At 58.2% G+C, this 17406-nt stretch carries 20 protein-coding genes; 3 read left to right on the top strand and 17 right to left on the bottom strand.

Features of this window, described 5'->3' with window-relative positions:
• Window positions 1-88: 88 nt before the first annotated feature.
• The 9 genes from fliN to fliF are packed head-to-tail and all read right to left on the bottom strand — an operon-like array spanning window position 89 to window position 8475.
• Entirely contained in the window at window positions 89-535 is a 447-nt protein-coding gene (gene fliN / locus AT959_RS14150) for a flagellar motor switch protein FliN (RefSeq protein WP_066884136.1), read from the bottom strand.
• Entirely contained in the window at window positions 528-1544 is a 1017-nt protein-coding gene (gene fliM, locus AT959_RS14145; RefSeq protein WP_066884134.1) for a flagellar motor switch protein FliM, read from the bottom strand. Before fliM ends, fliN begins: the two co-directional genes overlap by 8 nt.
• A 6-nt stretch (window positions 1545-1550) precedes the next feature.
• Window positions 1551-2114, bottom strand: coding sequence for a flagellar basal body-associated FliL family protein (locus AT959_RS14140; RefSeq protein ID WP_066884132.1), 564 nt, complete (start codon window positions 2112-2114; stop codon window positions 1551-1553).
• Window positions 2115-2145: 31 nt separating this feature from the next.
• A complete protein-coding gene (locus AT959_RS14135) occupies window positions 2146-3159 on the bottom strand; it encodes a flagellar hook-length control protein FliK (RefSeq protein WP_083518414.1) in 1014 nt (337 codons plus the stop codon).
• 60 nt (window positions 3160-3219) lie between these two features.
• Window positions 3220-3672: a flagellar export protein FliJ gene (fliJ, locus tag AT959_RS14130; RefSeq protein ID WP_066884128.1), complete on the bottom strand. Its 453-nt coding sequence runs from the start codon at window positions 3670-3672 to the stop codon at window positions 3220-3222.
• Window positions 3673-3678: 6 nt separating this feature from the next.
• A complete protein-coding gene (fliI, locus tag AT959_RS14125) occupies window positions 3679-5082 on the bottom strand; it encodes a flagellar protein export ATPase FliI (RefSeq protein ID WP_276203689.1) in 1404 nt (467 codons plus the stop codon).
• A complete protein-coding gene (locus AT959_RS14120) occupies window positions 5079-5786 on the bottom strand; it encodes a flagellar assembly protein FliH (protein ID WP_066884124.1) in 708 nt (235 codons plus the stop codon). The genes fliI and AT959_RS14120 overlap by 4 nt, the downstream gene beginning before the upstream one ends.
• A 15-nt stretch (window positions 5787-5801) precedes the next feature.
• The gene (gene fliG, locus AT959_RS14115; RefSeq protein WP_066884122.1) at window positions 5802-6803 is read right to left on the bottom strand and encodes a flagellar motor switch protein FliG; all 1002 of its coding nucleotides are present in this window, start codon (window positions 6801-6803) and stop codon (window positions 5802-5804) included.
• Window positions 6796-8475, bottom strand: coding sequence for a flagellar basal-body MS-ring/collar protein FliF (gene fliF / locus AT959_RS14110; protein ID WP_240481840.1), 1680 nt, complete (start codon window positions 8473-8475; stop codon window positions 6796-6798). Before fliF ends, fliG begins: the two co-directional genes overlap by 8 nt.
• 247 nt (window positions 8476-8722) lie before the next feature.
• Here fliF and AT959_RS14105 point away from each other — a divergent pair, with 247 nt between their 5' ends.
• From AT959_RS14105 to fliE, 3 genes are read left to right on the top strand one after another with little or no spacing between them, the layout of a single operon-like run.
• Window positions 8723-9844 (top strand): ATP-binding protein, encoded by a 1122-nt coding sequence (locus AT959_RS14105; protein WP_240481839.1) that lies wholly within the window; start codon window positions 8723-8725, stop codon window positions 9842-9844.
• A complete protein-coding gene (locus tag AT959_RS14100; protein WP_066884116.1) occupies window positions 9837-11207 on the top strand; it encodes a sigma-54-dependent transcriptional regulator in 1371 nt (456 codons plus the stop codon). The genes AT959_RS14105 and AT959_RS14100 overlap by 8 nt, the downstream gene beginning before the upstream one ends.
• Window positions 11208-11263: 56 nt before the next feature.
• Window positions 11264-11584, top strand: a complete 321-nt coding sequence (gene fliE, locus AT959_RS14095; RefSeq protein WP_066884114.1) for a flagellar hook-basal body complex protein FliE — start codon at window positions 11264-11266, stop codon at window positions 11582-11584.
• Between the two features lie 58 nt (window positions 11585-11642).
• Here fliE and AT959_RS20605 read toward each other — a convergent pair whose 3' ends face one another.
• The 8 genes from AT959_RS20605 to AT959_RS14060 all read right to left on the bottom strand — a co-directional run bounded on the left by AT959_RS20605 (window position 11643) and on the right by AT959_RS14060 (window position 17294).
• Window positions 11643-12428 carry a flagellar brake protein gene (locus AT959_RS20605; protein ID WP_083518413.1) on the bottom strand — a complete coding sequence of 262 codons (786 nt, stop codon included), beginning with the start codon at window positions 12426-12428 and terminating at the stop codon, window positions 11643-11645.
• A gap of 93 nt (window positions 12429-12521) precedes the next feature.
• Window positions 12522-12815 (bottom strand): EscU/YscU/HrcU family type III secretion system export apparatus switch protein, encoded by a 294-nt coding sequence (locus AT959_RS20600; RefSeq protein ID WP_083518412.1) that lies wholly within the window; start codon window positions 12813-12815, stop codon window positions 12522-12524.
• A complete protein-coding gene (fliK, locus tag AT959_RS20595; RefSeq protein WP_083518411.1) occupies window positions 12796-13872 on the bottom strand; it encodes a flagellar hook-length control protein FliK in 1077 nt (358 codons plus the stop codon). The genes AT959_RS20600 and fliK overlap by 20 nt, the downstream gene beginning before the upstream one ends.
• 3 nt (window positions 13873-13875) lie before the next feature.
• The gene (locus AT959_RS14080) at window positions 13876-14154 is read right to left on the bottom strand and encodes a flagellar protein FliT (RefSeq protein ID WP_066884109.1); all 279 of its coding nucleotides are present in this window, start codon (window positions 14152-14154) and stop codon (window positions 13876-13878) included.
• A 3-nt stretch (window positions 14155-14157) separates the two neighbouring features.
• Window positions 14158-14562: a flagellar export chaperone FliS gene (gene fliS, locus AT959_RS14075; RefSeq protein WP_066884107.1), complete on the bottom strand. Its 405-nt coding sequence runs from the start codon at window positions 14560-14562 to the stop codon at window positions 14158-14160.
• 3 nt (window positions 14563-14565) lie between these two features.
• The gene (gene fliD, locus AT959_RS14070; protein WP_066884105.1) at window positions 14566-15972 is read right to left on the bottom strand and encodes a flagellar filament capping protein FliD; all 1407 of its coding nucleotides are present in this window, start codon (window positions 15970-15972) and stop codon (window positions 14566-14568) included.
• A gap of 32 nt (window positions 15973-16004) precedes the next feature.
• Window positions 16005-16388 carry a flagellar protein FlaG gene (locus AT959_RS20590; RefSeq protein WP_157651309.1) on the bottom strand — a complete coding sequence of 128 codons (384 nt, stop codon included), beginning with the start codon at window positions 16386-16388 and terminating at the stop codon, window positions 16005-16007.
• Between the two features lie 93 nt (window positions 16389-16481).
• Window positions 16482-17294: a flagellin N-terminal helical domain-containing protein gene (locus AT959_RS14060; protein ID WP_066884102.1), complete on the bottom strand. Its 813-nt coding sequence runs from the start codon at window positions 17292-17294 to the stop codon at window positions 16482-16484.
• Window positions 17295-17406: the final 112 nt, after the last annotated feature.

Genomic DNA, 17406 nt, shown 5'->3' with positions numbered 1-17406 from the left:
CCTGAGGTAAAGGTCAAACAGGCCGCTATCTTAAACCGAAAGCGGTCCGACCGGACCGCTGCGGTCGACCGCCAAAAACGGTCGATTTTCAGCGATTCAGCTTACGCATGCGCTCCGAGGGCGTGATGATGTCGGTCAGCCGGATACCGAATTTGTCGTTGACGACGACCACCTCGCCTTGGGCGATCAGCGTCCCATTGACCAGCACATCCATTGGTTCGCCGGCCATGGCGTCCAGTTCGACGACCGAGCCGTGCGCCAGTTGCAGCAGGTTCTTGATGGTGATCTTGGTGCGGCCGAGTTCGACGGTGATCTGGACCGGAATGTCCAGAATCATGTCGAGTTCATTCATCATCCCGCCACTGCCGGTGGTGCCGCCGAAGGAAGGGAAAATGTCTGCCGGTTGGGCGGCAGCCTGAGGCATTGCCGAATCCGTGATGGTTTGTTCGGCCATTGCGGCCGCCCAGTCATCCTCGCTGATCTGGCCGTCGTCCTCGGTTGCCGTGTTTTCGATGTTTTCCATTTCGTCAGCCATTTTTCTCTCCGAGCGCCGGCTCAAGACCCACTACTTCGGGGGGGGATGCTATGAACCGGTCGACTTTCAGTGCGTATTGGCCATTCAACTGGCCATAAGTGCATTCCATTAGCGGCACGCTATCAACCAGGGCCGGAATTTTTTCTGGGATGTGAAGGGGAATCACATCCCCTGTCTTCAGTTTCAGAATCTGGCCGAGAGTGATTTTTCCGGAGCCCAGTTGGGCCACGATTTCAACTTCAGCGCCTTGTAGTTGCTTGCGCAAGGTGCCGATCCAGCGCTTGTCCGTCGATAGTTGGTCGCTCTGCATGGTGCTGTAGAGCAGGTCGCGAATCGGCTCCAGCATCGAGTACGGAAAGCAGATGTGCATGTCGGCGGTGGCGCCACCGAATTCCAGCGTAAATGTCGTCGACACCACGATTTCGGAAGGCGTCGCGATATTGGCGAACTGCGAGTTCATTTCCGAACGGATGTATTCGAAGGTGATGTCGTGCACCGGTTTCCAGGACTTGCCATATTCGGTGAAGACGACATTGAGCAGCCCCTGGATGATGCGCTGCTCGGTGGGGGTGAAGTCGCGCCCTTCAACCCGGGTATGAAAGCGTCCGTCGCCGCCGAACATGTTGTCGACCACCAGAAATACCAGATTGGGATCGAAGACGAAAAGGGCGGTGCCGCGCAGCGGCTTGGCGATGACCAGGTTCAGATTGGTCGGTACGACCAGGTTGCGGATGAACTCGCTGTATTTCTGGACCCGGATCGGCCCGACCGAAATCTCGGCATTGCGGTGCATGTAGTTGAACAGGCCAATCCGCAGATAGCGGGCAAAGCGCTCATTGACCAGTTCAAGCGTGGGCATCCGCCCACGGACGATGCGTTCCTGGGTGCCAAGATTGTAGGAGCGGACGCCGGCCCCTTCACCCGCGGCCTCTTCGGGTTCGTCAGCCTCCCCGGTGACGCCCTTGAGTAGGGCATCAACCTCGTCCTGGGAAAGAAAGTCGCCCGCCATGACTCCTTACTGAATAATGAAGGAGGTGAACAAAACGGACTTGACCGGACCTTCGGGCATGATCAACTCCCCTTTCTTGTTCTTCTTGGGTGGCTCGATGACTGAATTGATCTCATCCTTCAGGCCTTCGGCCAGATGCTCCTTGCCTTCCTTGGGCAAGAGCTCGGAAGCCTTCTTGGCCGACAGCAACAAGGTGATGTTGTTGCGGATTTTCGGCATCTGGGCCTTGAGCAACGGCTCGGCGATGGCTTCGTCCAGTTCGAGGGACAGTACGACCTGCAGATACTGATCGCCAGTCTCCGGAATCAGGTTGACGGTGAACGGGTCCAGGTTGACGAAAACCGGTGCGGCGTGAGCATCCTTCTTCTTGTCTTTCTTTTTGCTCTTGACCGTCTCTTCCGCGGCCTCTTCGTCGTCCTCGGCGTGATCGCCCTTCTTCATCAACATGAAGGCGGCACCACCGCCAGCTAGGACGACGACGAGCACAACCGCGAGAATGATGATCAACAGCTTTTTGCTTTTCTTGGGGGCTTCTGCCCCTTCTGCGGCCGGCTTGGCATCCTTGGCCATACGTTTCCTCTCCTGTTACCCCGGTGTTCAATCAGGCAAACAGATCAACCAAGCCGCGACCCCGTTGAATCGGGGAAGAATGCCCATTGTCCGTTGCATTTCCAATGCCCGGGAGTATAGCGTTTTCGTCTGTGGAACGGTTTCCGTTCGCGCTCTGGAATGGCGTGTCACGGTTTTGTTGCGCCAGATTGGCGCCGATGTCCGTTTGGCCAAGATTGATGCCGGCGCTGGAGAGCATTTCCTTCAGTTGGGTCAGCGAGGACTCGATGGCCTGCCGCACCTCGGGGTGCGGTGAGGCGAAAGTGGCCGAGGCCTGGTCGCCGTTGATCTGGAGCGTAATCTGCACAGGGCCCAGTTGTGGTGGGTTGATGTTGAGCTGGGCTGATTGCTGATCGTTCTTGGCCATCCAGACGATCTTTTCGCCAAAGTCTTGCGTCCAGTTGCTGCTGTGCAGTGGTGTTTCCAGCTTGCTGCTGATCTGGGCGTTGGCGGACGCATTGCTTGCTTGCTGCGTGGAGGTGCCGGCCGAGGCGGCGGTGTTCACTGTTTCGGCGGCAATATTTGCCGTCTCGAATGCCTGTCCCTTGGCTTTTGCCGCAGCCGCGTCGAATGGATTGGCGGCCGTGCCGAGTGCGCCATTTTCTGCTTCCGATGTACCGGCCGAGCGCCTTGCCAGTTCGGCGAGCCGATCGTCGCTGACCCCGAGTTGCCCAAGCAGGGCGCGGTTGCCGTTGGCGATGACATCGATGCTGTCGCCGGCAGTGGTCTCGACTTTTGTCTGCGCCGGGAGCGGTGTGGCAGGCGTTGCCATCAGAAAGGCCAGTCCCGGATCGAGCGGGGGCTCTTCAGCAAGCACCGCTTGAGGATCGAGCTCTTTGTCTGGTGACGTAATTCCTGCGATTCCGGTTGTTGCTTCCTGGCCAAGCTGTCCGGAGAGCAGGGCGGCAAATCCTGACGATGGCGCATCGGCGGCGCCTGCGCTGGGCAGTGGGCTGCTTGCTGCTGCGGTCGACATGCTGGGAGATGAAATTACGGTAATGCCCATTTTGAACCCTTGTTAGACAGTGCGCTGCATCATGTCTAGCAATAGGCATGCCTAACGTGCTTATTGGTCTTGCGGGTCGGCCGTGCCGTATTTCCGTGTTGAAAATTCGTCCTGCAATTTCTGATCCTGCTTGTTTTCCCGGTAGCGTTCGCGGGCATCGTGGCGTTGCGATAGCGTGTCGATGGCCTTCAATTGCTTGTTCTGGCTTTTCCACTGCTCTTGCCCGGCCTTGGTGCTGTCTTCGGAGTTACGCACGGCAATGCGTTGTTGTTCGATGGCTTCGTCAATCCGCCCAAGAAAGTCCTGGTAGTTGTGCAGGACCAGGCGGGTGATGCCCTCTGCGGTGGCCTGGCGCATGCGCTGGGCGTATTCCTCGCGATACTGTTCCAGCATCTGCAGCCGGCTGCGCTGGCTTTGTTCCGCCGCGATCAGCTGGCCGAGCTTGCGCGTCGCATCGTCGGTGCGGGTCTGCATGATTTCGAGGAGCGGCTGTAACGAAAATGGCTGGGCCATGGCTTATCAGAACAGGGTGCCGAGGGCAGTGGTGCTCTCGGTGAAACTTGATTGTTCGACCAGTTGTTGCTGCAGGAAGCTCTCCATGCGCGGATAGAGGCTGATTGCCTGGTCGAGGACCGGGTCGGAACCTGGCGCATAGGCGCCGACCGCAATCAGGTCGCGCGAGCGCTGGTAACGGGCAAAAAGCACCTTGAAACGACGGATCTGGTCGAGGTGCGTCTGCTCGATCAGATTCACCATCGCCCGGCTGATTGACTGCTCGATGTCGATGGCCGGGTAGTGCCCGGCATCGGCCAGCGTCCGCGACAGCACAATGTGGCCGTCGAGAATTGCCCGGGCCGAGTCGGCAATCGGATCCTGCTGGTCGTCACCTTCGGCGAGTACCGTGTAGAAGGCCGTAATGGAACCGCCGCCTTCCGGTCCGTTGCCGGCGCGTTCAACCAGTTGCGGCAGACGGGCGAAGACGGATGGCGGGTAGCCGCGGGTGGCTGGCGGTTCACCGATGGCCAGGGCGATTTCGCGCTGGGCCATGGCGTAGCGAGTCAGTGAATCCATGATCAGCAAGACCTGCTTGCCCTGATCGCGGAAGTACTCGGCAATGGTCGTCGCGTAGGCTGCGCCCTGCAGGCGCATCAGTGGGCCGGTGTCGGCCGGCGCGGCGACGACGACGGCGCGCCGCATGCCTTCCTCGCCGAGGATCTGCTCGATGAATTCTTTAACTTCGCGACCACGTTCGCCGATCAGCCCGACGACGATGACCTCGGCCTCGGTGTAGCGGGCCATCATGCCGAGCAGCACCGATTTGCCGACGCCGGAGCCGGCAAACAGGCCCATCCGCTGGCCGCGGCCGACGGTCAGCAGCGAATTTATGGCGCGGATGCCGACATCAAGCGGCTGGTGAATGGCTGCCCGCGACATCGGGTTGACCGGCCGGCTCTGCAGCGAGCGCGACTGTGCGGTGTTGACCGGGCCTTTGTTGTCGAGTGGCCGGCCGACCCCATCCAGCACCCGTCCGAGCAACTCATCGCCGACCGGGACCTGTTTGGCGCGGTCGATAGCGCGGCGGCGAAACGGTGGCGGGCCGCCAATTTGTGGCGGAGGCGTTGCCGTTTCAAAGGCGACCACCTTGGAGCCGGGGGCGAGGCCATAGACATCGTCGGACGGCATCAGATACAGCTTTTCGCCGGCAAAGCCGACAACTTCCGCTTCGACCGGGGCGCCGCTCAGCGGATAAATGCGGCAGGAACTGCCGAGCGGCAGTTTGAGTCCGGCCGCTTCCATGACCAGTCCGTTGATCCTGGTCAGCCGGCCGATCGGCCAGAGCGGCTGGGCATTGCTGGCGGCCATCCGACAGTTGTCGAGAAAATCTTGCCAGCGCCCGGTGTGGTCGGGCAGTGACGGGGTCATGGATTCAGCCATTCCCGTGGGGGGGCGCCGATTGTTTCGAGGACGCGTTTCCAGCGGGTTTCTATCGTCGCATCCACTTCGCTGGAGCCTGCACGGACCAGGCAGCCGCCGGGACTAATGGTGCTGTCTTCAATAATCTGGGCGCCGGTTTGTGCCAGTTGCTCGCCGAGATGGGTGCGTACTTGGAGTGCATCAGCCGGGTTCAGGCGAATGCCCAGATGGGCATGGTGCAGGGGCAGGGCGGCAATGGCGTCGCGAATGATCGGCAGTAGCAGGTCTTCTTTGACCGTGATGCTGGCGCCGACCACTTGGGCGGCAATTTCGGTGGCCAGGGCCAGCAATTGCTCGGCGACCGTCTGATCCAGTTCGGCGAGCGCGTTTTGCAGGTTGTCGGCCAGTGCCAGAAAACGTTCAGCCTCGACGTTGGCGGCCTCGCGGCCGGCGAGCGCGGCCGCCTGCAGGCCTTCTTCGTAGCCCGCCTGGTAACCGCTGCTCCGCGCCTCTTCGTGCATTCGCTCGATATCGTCGGCAGTCGGCAGGTTGATCACTGGCTGCGGCTGTTCGTCGACTTCGCTGACGGCAACCGAGCTGGCCTGCGTTGCCGGGGAGGGCGGGCGAACGGCGGCCGGCTTCGGACTATCGAAGGAGCCGATCTGCCAGCGCTGGTAACTGCCTGTTTCTTCCTTGGGAATAATGCCGGACATCTTGGGCGGGCTCGCTTAAAGCATCTGTTCGCCACCGGCGCCGCCGAGGACGATCTGGCCTTCGTCGGCCAACCGGCGGACGACCTTGAGGATTTCCTTCTGCTCGGCTTCGACTTCGGAGAGGCGGACCGGGCCTTTCGATTCGAGATCTTCGCGCAACATTTCGGCAGCCCGTTGCGACATGTTCTTGAAGATTTTTTCGCGCAGATCGGGCGAGGCCCCCTTGAGGGCGAGGATCAGCGAATCGGACTGCACTTCGCGCAGGATGAGCTGGATCGAGCGGTCGTCGATATCCATCAGGTTCTCGAAAACGAACATCTCATCGAGAATCTTCTGGGCCAGATCGGGGTCGTATTCGCGGATGGCATCGACCACCGAGGTTTCGTTGGCGGTGCCGATGAAATTGAGAATTTCGGCGACGGTGCGGACGCCGCCCATCGCGGTGCGTTTGACGCTGGCCGAGCCGGAAAGAATGCGCATCATCGCCTCGTTCAACTCGCGCAAGGCGGCTGGCTGGATGCCTTCCAGGGTGGCGATGCGGAGGACCACGTCGTTGCGCAGACGCTCGGTGAAGTGGTTGAGGATTTCGCTGGAATGATCGTGTTCCAGGTGCACCAGAATGGTCGCGATGATCTGCGGATGCTCGTTCTTGATCAGATCGGCGACTGTCGGGGCATTCATCCACTTCAGACCTTCGATACCCGAGGTTTCGCCGCCCTGCAGAATGCGCGAAATGAGATTCGCAGCCTTGTCATCGCCCAGTGCCTTGGTCAGTACGGAGCGAATGTAGTTGTCCGTGTCGACGTGAACCGCAGCACTTTCTTCAGCGGTCTTGTGGAAATCATCGAGAACAGCTTCGACTTTTGTCCGTGGGACTGACTTGAGCAAGGCCATGGCGTGCCCGAGTTTTTGCACTTCACGCGGCCCCAGGTGCTTGAGAACTTCCGCCGCGTGGTCCTCGCCCAGCGCAATAAGCAGCGTTGCGGCCTTTTCCAGGCCCTCGTCGGGATTAGCCATTGGCGCCCATCCAGTCCTTGATGATGTTGGCTACAGCCTTCGGGTCGCTCTGGGCAATATCGCGTGCCTTCTGGATCTTTGCGGCGTAGTGGTCGATCTGAACATGATCTTCGCCTTCTTCGCCGGCAATGGCGACGTGTCCGGCGGCACCAGCGACCCCTTCGATTGTGCTTTCCGCTTCGGGTGGCGGCGGGAACATCACCTTCAGCGAAGGCTGGATGACCTTCAGATAGAGGAAGGCGATGATGCCGGCCAGCAGCAGATATTTGAAAATATCCTTGGCGTAGGAAATGTTTTCCGGGTCCTTCCAGACCGGCAGTTCGGCCTCCAGCTTTTCGCTGGCGGTAAAGGGCGAGTTGGCGATCGACAGGGTGTCGCCGCGTTCCTTGCTGTAGCCCATCGCCTCGCGGACCAGATCGTTGATCTGCTTCATCTCGGCGTCCGGGATGGCCTTGGTCGTCGGCTTGCCGTCCTTGCCGACATCCCTGCGGTGATTGATGACGACCGCGGCGGAAAGACGGCGGACATTGCCCATGGCCTGCCGGGTATGGCGAATCGTCTTGTCGACTTCGTAATTGATTGTTGCGTTCTTGGCCGTACTGATCGGTTGACCGGCGGCATTGAGCGGCGCGGTGACGCCGGCGGCATCGATCTTGCCCGGCAATTCGGTCGTTTTTGCCGGTTGACCGGCGGGGTTGCCGGTTGCCGGTTGGGTTAGTGGCGCCGTCGCCGGCACCGGCGGCTGGTTGGTCAGCGCACCCGGAACGCCACCGGCGGCCTGGTTGACGCTGGCCGTTTCATTGTTCTGTTGGCTGCGGATGCTGGTACTTTCCGGCGTGTTGTTCGGCCGATAGCTTTCGGCGGTCTGTTCGCTTTGTGAAAAGTCGATATCGGCGGCCACCTGCACCTTGAAGTTCTCGCTGCCCAGTACCGGCTTCAGGATTTCGCCGATGCGCTTGATGATGCTGTCCTCGATATCGCGCACATACTTGATTTGTGCAGGATCGAGGCCGGCCTCGGTCAGCTTGCTCTTTAGCTGCGAGAGCAGGGAGCCGTTTTGATCGATGACCGTGACGTTGGAAATTGGCAGTTGCGGCACGCTGGAGGAAATCAGGTGGGCGATGCCGGCGATCTGGCCATTGTCGAGGGTGCGACCGGGGTAGAGATTGAGCAGTACCGAGGCCGTCGGTTTCTGCTCTTCGCGGACGAAGACCGAGGGTTTCGGAATGGCCAGATGGACGCGCGCCCCCTGCACCGCGCCGATCGACTGGATAGTGCGTGCCAACTCACCTTCCAGCCCGCGCTGATAATTGACCTGTTCGGCAAACTGGCTGGTGCCGAACTTCTGGTTTTCCATCAGTTCAAAACCCACCATGCCGCCGCGCGGCAGGCCTTGCGAGGCAAGCTTCAGCCGAACTTCGTGTACCCGGTCGCTGGAAACCAGCAAGGAGCCACTTTCGTTGAATTTATGCGGAACGTTCTGTTGTTCCAGGATGGCGACAATGGCCCCGCCATCCTTTTCATTCAGGTTGGAAAACAGCACTTTCCAGTCGGGCTGGCGGCTCCACAGCATGGTGCCGATAATGACCGTGACGATGGCGGCCAGCGCCACCATGAAAAAGATCTTCTGTTGATTGCCGAGCCGGTTGAACGCCTCGCGCAGGCGCTCCACGGAGTTTAGATCCGGAGCGGTACCTGCCGTCGTTTCAGTTGTTGCTGCCATTAATGCCCGGGTGAATTTCGATGAAACAGAAGAAGAATCAATTGAGAAGCCAAATTTTCCTAGAAATATTCTACTATTACCCGCGCTGAATCCACCCTAACTTTTTTCGATGCCCCCTTCCCAAGCCGCTTCCACGGCCACTCCAGACACGCCCGACCCGGACTCCAAGACCGCCGAATTGCAACGGGCTTTTGCCATGTTCAATCAGGTTTCGGCCGAGTTGACCCAGGCTTATCAGGCACTGCAAGCGCGGGTGACTTCGCTGACCGAGGAATTGGCGATCGCCAATGGTGAGTTGCGTCGTCAGTATCAGGAAAAGGAGGCTTTGTCGGAGCGTTTGTCGTCGCTGCTCGATGCCTTGCCGGCCGGGGTGGTGCTGCTTGATTCAGGCGCCATTGTCGCCGCGGTTAACCCGGCGGCGATGGCGATGTTCGGTACTGACATGGTCGGTCGCCATTGGGGCGATGTCGTGCGCGCCTTTCTGGAACCGACCCTGACGGTCGGCGAGTGGCTGCTTGGCCAGGGCCGGGTCTCGATTGCCGAAAGTGTGCTGGCTTCGGCGGGCGGAAAAATCCTGCTGATTCACGACGTGACCGCCGCCCACCGGATGAAAACCGAACTGGAGCGCAATCAGCGTCTGGCGGCGATGGGGGAAATGGCGGCTTCGCTGGCGCATCAGTTACGGACGCCGCTGGCGGCAGCGCTGCTCTATACCGCCAATCTGGGGCAATCCGGCGTGCCGGATGAGGCGAGGGCGAAATTTTCCGAGAAAGCAAGCGGGCAGTTGCGGCGCCTCGAGCGGCTGATTCAGGATGTGCTGCTGTTCGCGCGCGGCGAAAGCATCGGCCGTGATGTGATTCCGGCCGGGGACCTGTTGCTGGAGGCGGCGCAGACAGTCGAGCCGCTGATGCGCGAGCACGGCCTGGAATTTGCTGCGGTCGACGGCTGCGAAGGGGCAAAAATCATCGGTAGCCGTAAGGCGCTCTTTGGGGCGCTGGTCAATCTGCTGGAGAACGCCATGCAGGCAACGCCGGCAGGCGGCAAAATTTGCCTGTCCGGCAAACGGCGCGGCGATTTGTTGGCGATCGGTGTCCGTGATAGCGGCCCGGGGATTAGCCGCGAGACCCAGTCGCGAATATTCGAGCCATTCTTTACGACCAAGGGGCAGGGCACCGGCCTTGGCCTAGCGATTGCCCTTGGTGTGGCGCGGGCGCACGGTGGCGGGATCGAATTGTTCTCCGAGCCTGGTGCCGGGGCCGAGTTTGTCATCACATTGCCGGTCGGGCCGGTAGATCGCGAAATGGAAAGCAATGGCTGAGCATAGTTTGCCGATTCTGGTGGTTGAGGACGATCCGAGCTTGCGCGAGGCGATTGGCGATACGCTGGAACTGGCCGGTCGCCCCTACGTCGCGGTCGATGGGGGCGAGGCCGCGCTCAAGGTGCTCGGTGAACAGGCCTTTTCGATTGTCGTCAGCGATGTGCGGATGATGCCGATGGATGGCATCAGCTTGCTCAAGGAGATTCGTGCCCGCTTGCCGCATTTGCCGGTGGTCTTGATGACGGCCTATGCCGAAGTCGATAAGGCGGTGGATGCGATGCGCTCAGGGGCTTGCGATTTCCTGCTCAAACCGTTCGAGCCGCGGGCTTTGTTGGCCCATATCAACAAATACGAATTGCCGGATACCGGCGAATCGGCCGGGGTGGTCGCCAACGACCCGATCAGTCGCGACATGTTCGCGATGGCGAAGCGGGTCGCCCAAACCGATGCCACGGTGCTGTTGACCGGTGAATCCGGGGTCGGCAAGGAGGTGGTGGCGCGCTATATCCACCGTAATTCCGGACGCAAGGATGGCCCGTTTGTCGCGATCAACTGTGCGGCCATTCCGGATAGCCTGCTTGAAGCCACGTTGTTCGGCTACGAAAAGGGGGCTTTTACCGGTGCCCAGCAAGCCCAGGCCGGCAAGTTCGAACAGGCCCAGGATGGAACGCTGCTACTGGATGAAGTCACCGAGATGCCGATGGGGCTCCAGGCCAAGTTGTTGCGTGTTTTGCAGGAGCGCGAGGTGGAGCGGGTAGGCGGCAAAAAGCCGGTGGCACTGAATATCCGCATCGTTGCTACTTCAAATCGCGATATGGCTGAAGCGGTCGCCAAAGGGGTATTTCGCGAGGATCTTTTCTATCGGCTCAACGTTTTTCCGGTAGCCATCCCGGCTTTACGGCAGCGGCCTCAGGATGTCGTCGCCATTGCTCGGCATTTCGCGGTCGAGCATGGCGGGCGTCTTGGGCGCTCCGGCGTTTCGCTTTCTCCGGCGGCTGAAGCGGCACTTGTCGCCCATGCCTGGCCGGGCAACGTGCGGGAGCTTGAGAACGTTATCCAGCGCGCCCTGATTCTCTCTAGCGGCAGCAGCATCGGGTCTGAGCACCTGAACCTGGCACCGCGTCCCTTGGCTGGTGTACCTCTCGCGCCGGCGCCGCAGGTTTCGTTTGCGGAGAGCGCAGCACCGCCCGCAGTCGAAAAAAGGGCTGATAATATGAAAGACTTGGAGCGCGAGCATATCCTGCGCACGCTGACCGAAGTCGGCGGTTCCCGCAAACAGGCGATTGAGCGTCTCGGAATTTCCGAACGAACCTTGCGTTACAAGTTGCAGCAGTATCGGGATGAGGGCTATTTCAAGGAATAGGCCGGTTTTCTGGCCTGGGAATTGCTTGTATATGGCTGATGTTTTAGGAGCTGAAAATGGACACCCAAGGAATCGAACAAATGTTGAGCGTGCTGCGGTCCACCGCCGCACAGGCAACCGGCAAAGCGGCCGAGAGCACGCCTGCGGCTGGAGCGCCCGATTTTGCCGATATTCTGAAAGGCTCCATCGACAAGGTTAACCAGACGCAACAACAGGCCGATCAGATGGCGGAAAAACTTGCCGCCGGCGATACGAGCCAGAATCTGCACGAAGTGATGATCGCGCTGCAGACGGCCAGCGTTTCCTTCCAGGAAATGGTGCAGGTGCGCAACAAGCTCGTTACGGCCTATCAGGACGTGATGAACATGCAGGTTTAAGCTGCGCCCGAACTCGCGGCCTCATTTATCCGGCAATTGTCAGGTGCGGCAATCTATCTCAGTCCATCAGGCCTGAATCCTTGGCCTTTCTCTCGCGCTCGATGCGCGCGATATACCGTTCAATAAAGCTCTGGCTGCTGGCGGGGAAATTGACGAATTCGCAGCCGATCCGCAGGCTGTGCAAGCCATTGATAGATGACATTTCGACGCTCTTTCTGACGCGCAAATTGACCTGAACGACACCATCGTTCGGAATTTCCAGGCGGCATTGTCGAAACAGGGAGTCCTCAGGGAAATAGGCGGCAATTTCGGTCGGCGCGATCAGGCTGATGCCGCCGCCACTGATGTCGGAAAGCGGCAACTCAAAAATTCTCGTCGTTCCGTCTGGTGAAAGGCCGGCCAGTTTGCAGTGAATCGGGGTGGAGGCCGGTGGCTCAAGGCGGAAGAAGTCGCGTCGTTGCAGGCGTAGAACAGCTTCTGGAATCGTCGATACCAAGACGTCTTGGCCCTGATATATCCCCGATGAAACCTGAGGCAGCCGAATCTGGATTTTGACGCTATCAAGATTGGTCATCAGTGTTATTCGGCTGGCATTTGTCAGTTCAGGGCCAGCTGGCATCCTTTGCGGTGGTGCGAGGAGCAAGGTGCCTGCGGATTCATCGAGTGCGATGACCGAGGTTTGAAAGAACTTTCTGCCCTGGTCAATATAAGCCGTCACAAGACAATGTCGCCGAGCGAGTAGATTTAGGTAAAGGAGAATTTCACTCCGAGTGCACAGAAAAAACTGGGCAAATTCACCATGATGGTCAATTTCAAAGTCGGGGATAGAAGATTCTTCAGTCATGGATAATTTTCGGGCATGGGCAGGCTACACAATGGTAGGCCATCGCCAGGGAAATGCCATTTAATCGGGTTTTGATCTGAACGAAATGTGGGATTAGAGCGGTGGCTCCGCAGTCGCGCCGCCATGCTCTATTCGGTAAAGCCAAGCCAGCAATTCGGCAACTGCCATATATAACTGAGGGGGGATATGTTCGTCGATATCGACCTGCGTCAGCAAAGCAACCAGTTCCGGTGACTGATGGACATATACGCCATGTTCACGGGCGCGAGCAATAATTTGCTCGGCAATCAGTCCCTTGCCCTTTGCGACGACACGGGGCGCGGCATCGGTTTGACCATAAGCGAGGGCGATCGCCTCGCGCGTTGAGTCAGCTGGTCGCTTCGCCATGCTGGACCAGTAGCTGGGTTAGGTTGAGGCCGGCGGCTTCCATTTGCGTACGTAACGCTGTTGCCCCCTGGCGCAGACGGCTTTCACTATTTTCCGAATCGGTGGTCATGGAAATATCGACTTCGCCGTTCGGTCGCAGACGGAGAACGGTATCGATACCGCCAAGCATTGGCAGAGTCAGTTTCAAGCGGGTTTGCCAGCGGCCGGCAGCTTCGCTGTCGGCGGAGCGGGCATTATCGGGATTCTCCGTAATTTCCCACTGCATTTGCTGTCCCGGCCAGATCTGGCCTTGCCAAGCGTAGTTCTGGGTAGCCAGCGCATCTAGTTGCTGCTGGACGATCGGTGTCAGGTCACGAGGAATTGTTGTGCCGGCTTGAGCTGATGATTCGGCGCGTGCTGCTACGGAGGTCGGTGCCGAATCTGTATTTTTAGATTCGATTGTTGCATTGGGCGTTGCTGATGAGAGCTTTCCTTGTGGCTCCTGTCTCAGTGCGTCAGTGGGTAGTTCACCTGCTACCCATCGGGCTTGGTGCGCTTCGTAGAAAACCCCGCTTTTACTGAGTGCTTCCTTAAGAATGGGTGCGAGTTGAGGCGCGCTGCCGGGTAGGTCGTCCACAAGGGGCTGGTTGCCATTCAAGGGCGCTGGCGCTGCCCGTTTCCCCTGCTCACCTACGCCACCGAGAAGGTCGCCAATCAGTTTCCCGGTATTGCTCAAGCTTGTTGAGACAGAGTCCGGCGTGCTACTGGCTGAAGTGCTGCCTGAGCGGCTATTTACGACCGCCAGCGTCAGCTTGCCATCGGATTCGACCACCTCCAGTTCGAGGCTGTCACCTTTCTTGGCCGAAAATGGCAAGGCCAGCGTAATGTCGCGCTGGGCGACGACGGCTCGGTACGATCCATTGGGCAAGAGTGCCTGGATCTCGGCCATGACTCGCTGGCCGGGAACTAGATCGGATAGTACGTCGGGGAGATTTTTTAACGGGGTAACCGGCTGCGTCGCAGCGGGTTGATCCGGAACCGCCAGTTTTAGACGGCTGGCGACGTCAGCCGGAATCATGGATCAATTCTCAGTGTTCGGACCACCAAAGGCACCCAGTAGGAGTCCAATATCCTCTTTGCGGTTTTGGGCAAGGTGCATGATTGTTTCGTTGTTGCTTACGATTTTTTGCACTAGCGCTTGATTGTTGGGCGCGCGCACTGCTTTCGCATCAATTTTGACTAACAGCGTACGACGAGCATTTTCAAGGAGGGTTAGTGCGTCCCAATCCTCGGAGCGAGCGAGATCCCTCATTTTTAGGGTTAGGTGATCAATCTCGCTTAATACACTGTCTGTTTGCATGCTTCAGGGTTGGCCGTTTTTTGGGGTGATTTCAATCCAGGCGGAATGGATTTCATCCAGCAGTTTGCTTACTTCATCAAGTGCGGCAATGTTGTTTTCAAGATTTGCAGACAGCAGACGCCTGGCCATATAGTCGTAAAGGGCTGCCAGTTGTTCAGCCAGTTTGCCGCCGGCCTCCAGATTGAGACTGGCCTTCAGCCCGTTGGTGATGATGTCAATGGCCTGGGAAATCAATTTTCCCTTTTGTGCCACTTCACCGCGCTCAATATGAAGTTTGGCCACGGTAATCGCCGAAGCCGCACCCTCAAACAAGAGGAGGATCAATTGATGCGGCGTCGCCGATTTAACTTTTGCGCCAATACCAACCTCGGCATAAGCGGCAACCGGATTCAGGTTTCTTCCAAACATGGGCTATTTGTTACTCGAAAGGCTTGAAATGAAGCTGGTTAAAAAATCGCCAGTACTGGAGAGAGAGGAGATCAGCGTATCCAGTGCGCCGAACTGGGATCTGTATCGCTTTTCGATCGCATCAAGGCGGTCCTGAAGTTTTTCCTGGCGATTTTCCAGGTCGCTGACAGTTTTTGTCAGGCCGCTGGTGGCAATTGTAACCGAACCGGTCGTACCGATCAGGTTCTCGACTGTCGTATCGAAGGAGTCGCCAACTTTGGTGACCAAGTTGGAAACTGTCGATGGATCGGCCTTGATTGCGGCATTCAGCTTGGTCGTGTCAATTGATAATTGACCACTGGAATTGATCGTTACGCCGATGTTTGACAGAGTTTGATATTGCGATGACGCGTTGTCGGATGTCGTGCCAAAAACGGTTTGGCGAATCTGGCCCATCGCATAACGGAGGGTGCTGTTACCCTGCAGGTTGCCGATAACCTTGGTGTCGGGGTTGTAGGCCCCCAGGGCAGTCATTGCGGAAGATGCGCTGTTATAGGCCGAAACAAAGGACTGGAGCGCCTTCGTGACGTTGGTCGACAAATCTTCCGTAATTTTCAGTGTGGTTGGGCTGCCAATGTTGGTAGCTGTCAGTTCCAGCGTAACGCCGTCAAGAGCACCTGTTACCGTATTGGAGTGGCTGGTGGCGGAAATTCCATTGAGCTTGAACGCGGCATCGACGGCTGGCTGATCTTCCGACCAGTCCTGGGTGCCGGCTGTTTCTGGGTTGAAGTTGAAGCCAGTAATGTCGCTGCTCGACAGGCGCATTACGTTATTTGTTCCCTCCGCCCCAGACAAGACCAGTTGAGCGCCACTGGTTCCGTTGATGATCGTTGCGGTAACGCCGGCATCCGAGTCGTTAATTGCATCACGGAGGTCTGCCAGCGTGGCACCTGCTGCAAGGTTGAGCGTGTAGCTCCTGCTGCTGTCGGCAGTGTATGTTCCTGCGCTGAGGGTGCCCAGATCCAATGTAATGGAGCCGCCGCTTGCGGTGATGCTGGTGGCGCTGCTGCCAAAGGATGAGCTGGTCAGGCGTTGGCTCTCCGCTAGAGCGGTGACTTCAAGGGAGTATTTGCCTGCAACGGCACCGGTCGACGCTGTTGCGCTGGCAATTTTCGTATCTGTAACAGCGGCTGTGTAGGAGGCGAACTTGTCCGTGGCCTTCTGCAAGGGATCGGTGCTCATTGACTTGGCTGCCGTTTGCAGTGAGGCAAGCACGCTCCTTAAAGACCCCATGGCAGAAATCTTTGTTTCATAGGAGGATTGCTTGGTCTGAAGCGTGGTCAATGCCACGCTCTCCGCAGCCATCAGCTTTGTAACCAACGATTCGAGTTCAAGCCCCGAGCCGGTGCCTAGTGATGTGATTGTGGCCATTTGTTGCCTCCTTGCTGCTTAACTGCCCTATCTTACGCTTTTTGCTGTACTAGCAATCCTTTTAGCTGATCTACCGCTTTGGCGATGGCGATCATTTCCTCGGAGGGAATCTGTTTGATGACCTCTTTGGTGTCGACATCCATGACCTTGACGATCGTTTTGCCGGTCTCGTCGTCAACGCTAAATTTCAAGCTGTTATTAATGGTGCCAACAAAGTCATTCATGCTCTTCACGGCATCCTGAAGGTCCTTCGATGACGGTTCTTCTTTTTTTGTTTGGCCAGCAACGGGTTGTTGGGTACCAGATGATGTCGCTGCTGCTTGCAAGCCTTTGCCTGAAGTCACCGAATTGTCGGAGGGTGACGTCAAGGGGGGGGCGACTGCGCTGGGGCTCATGCCCAAAGACGAAATACTCATGATCAAACGCTCCTTCCTAATGTGGAAGCGGGCGCGTTAGCGTTACCGCTGACGCGCCCCTTGGCTTTAGCTAACTCGAGGAGTTGCTGAAGCTTATTGCAGCAGTGACAAAACGTTCTGCGGCAGCGCGTTGGCTTGTGCCAGCATGGCAGTACCGGCTTGTTGCAGAATCTGCGAGCGGCTCAGGTTGGCAGTTTCGGCGGCGTAGTCGGTATCCATGATGCGGCTGCGGGCTGCTTCGGTGTTTTCCTTGGCCGAGGACAGTTGGGAGAGCACGCCCTCGAAACGGGACTGGAGAGCACCCAGGTCGGCGCGGGAGGAGCTGACGCTGTCGATGGCGGTATCCAAGGCCGACATGGCACCGGTTGCGCCAGCAGCGGAGCTGATGCTGCCAAATGCCGAGGTGTTCAGCGAACCGACGGTAATCGAGATCTGCGATTCGCTGGAAGTCGTCGAGCCAATCTGGAAGGAAACGTTGGAGTAGTTGCCGTCGAGCAGCTTGGTGCCGTTGAAGTTGGTGGCGGCTACGGCGCGGGTGATTTCGCTGCCCAGTGCTTGGTATTCCTTGTCCAGCGCTGCACGGTTGGTCGAGTCGTATTGGCCGGAAGCAGCTTGCGTGGCCAGTTCGCGCATACGTTGCAGGTGGGTTGCGACGGTGGCCAGACCGGCTTCGGCCGTTTGGGCAGTAGAGATACCGTCATTGGCGTTACGCATCGCGACCGTCATGCCGCGGGATTGCGAACTCATCTTCTCGGCAATGGCCAAACCAGCAGCATCATCCTTGGAGCTGTTGATACGCAGACCGGAAGACAGACGTTGCAGGGAGGTCTTCAGAGAGTTTTGCGAAGTATCCAGGTTGCGCTGAGCATTCAGGGATGCAACGTTGGTGTTGATAATTTGTGCCATTTTCGATCTCCTTGAAAGGGCTTGTTCGATGGTTCAACTTACTTCGGCGTTTCGTCTGGGAAGAAGTTTCGCCGCTTGAATTCATTAACGGATAGCCGTGCTGGAACTTTAG

The sequence above is a fragment of the Dechloromonas denitrificans genome (assembly GCF_001551835.1).
GTDB classification, from domain to species: Bacteria; Pseudomonadota; Gammaproteobacteria; order Burkholderiales; family Rhodocyclaceae; genus Azonexus; species Azonexus denitrificans.
The sequence above is the reverse complement of the archived record's forward strand: the minus strand, read 5'-3'. Positions and strand labels throughout refer to the sequence as shown.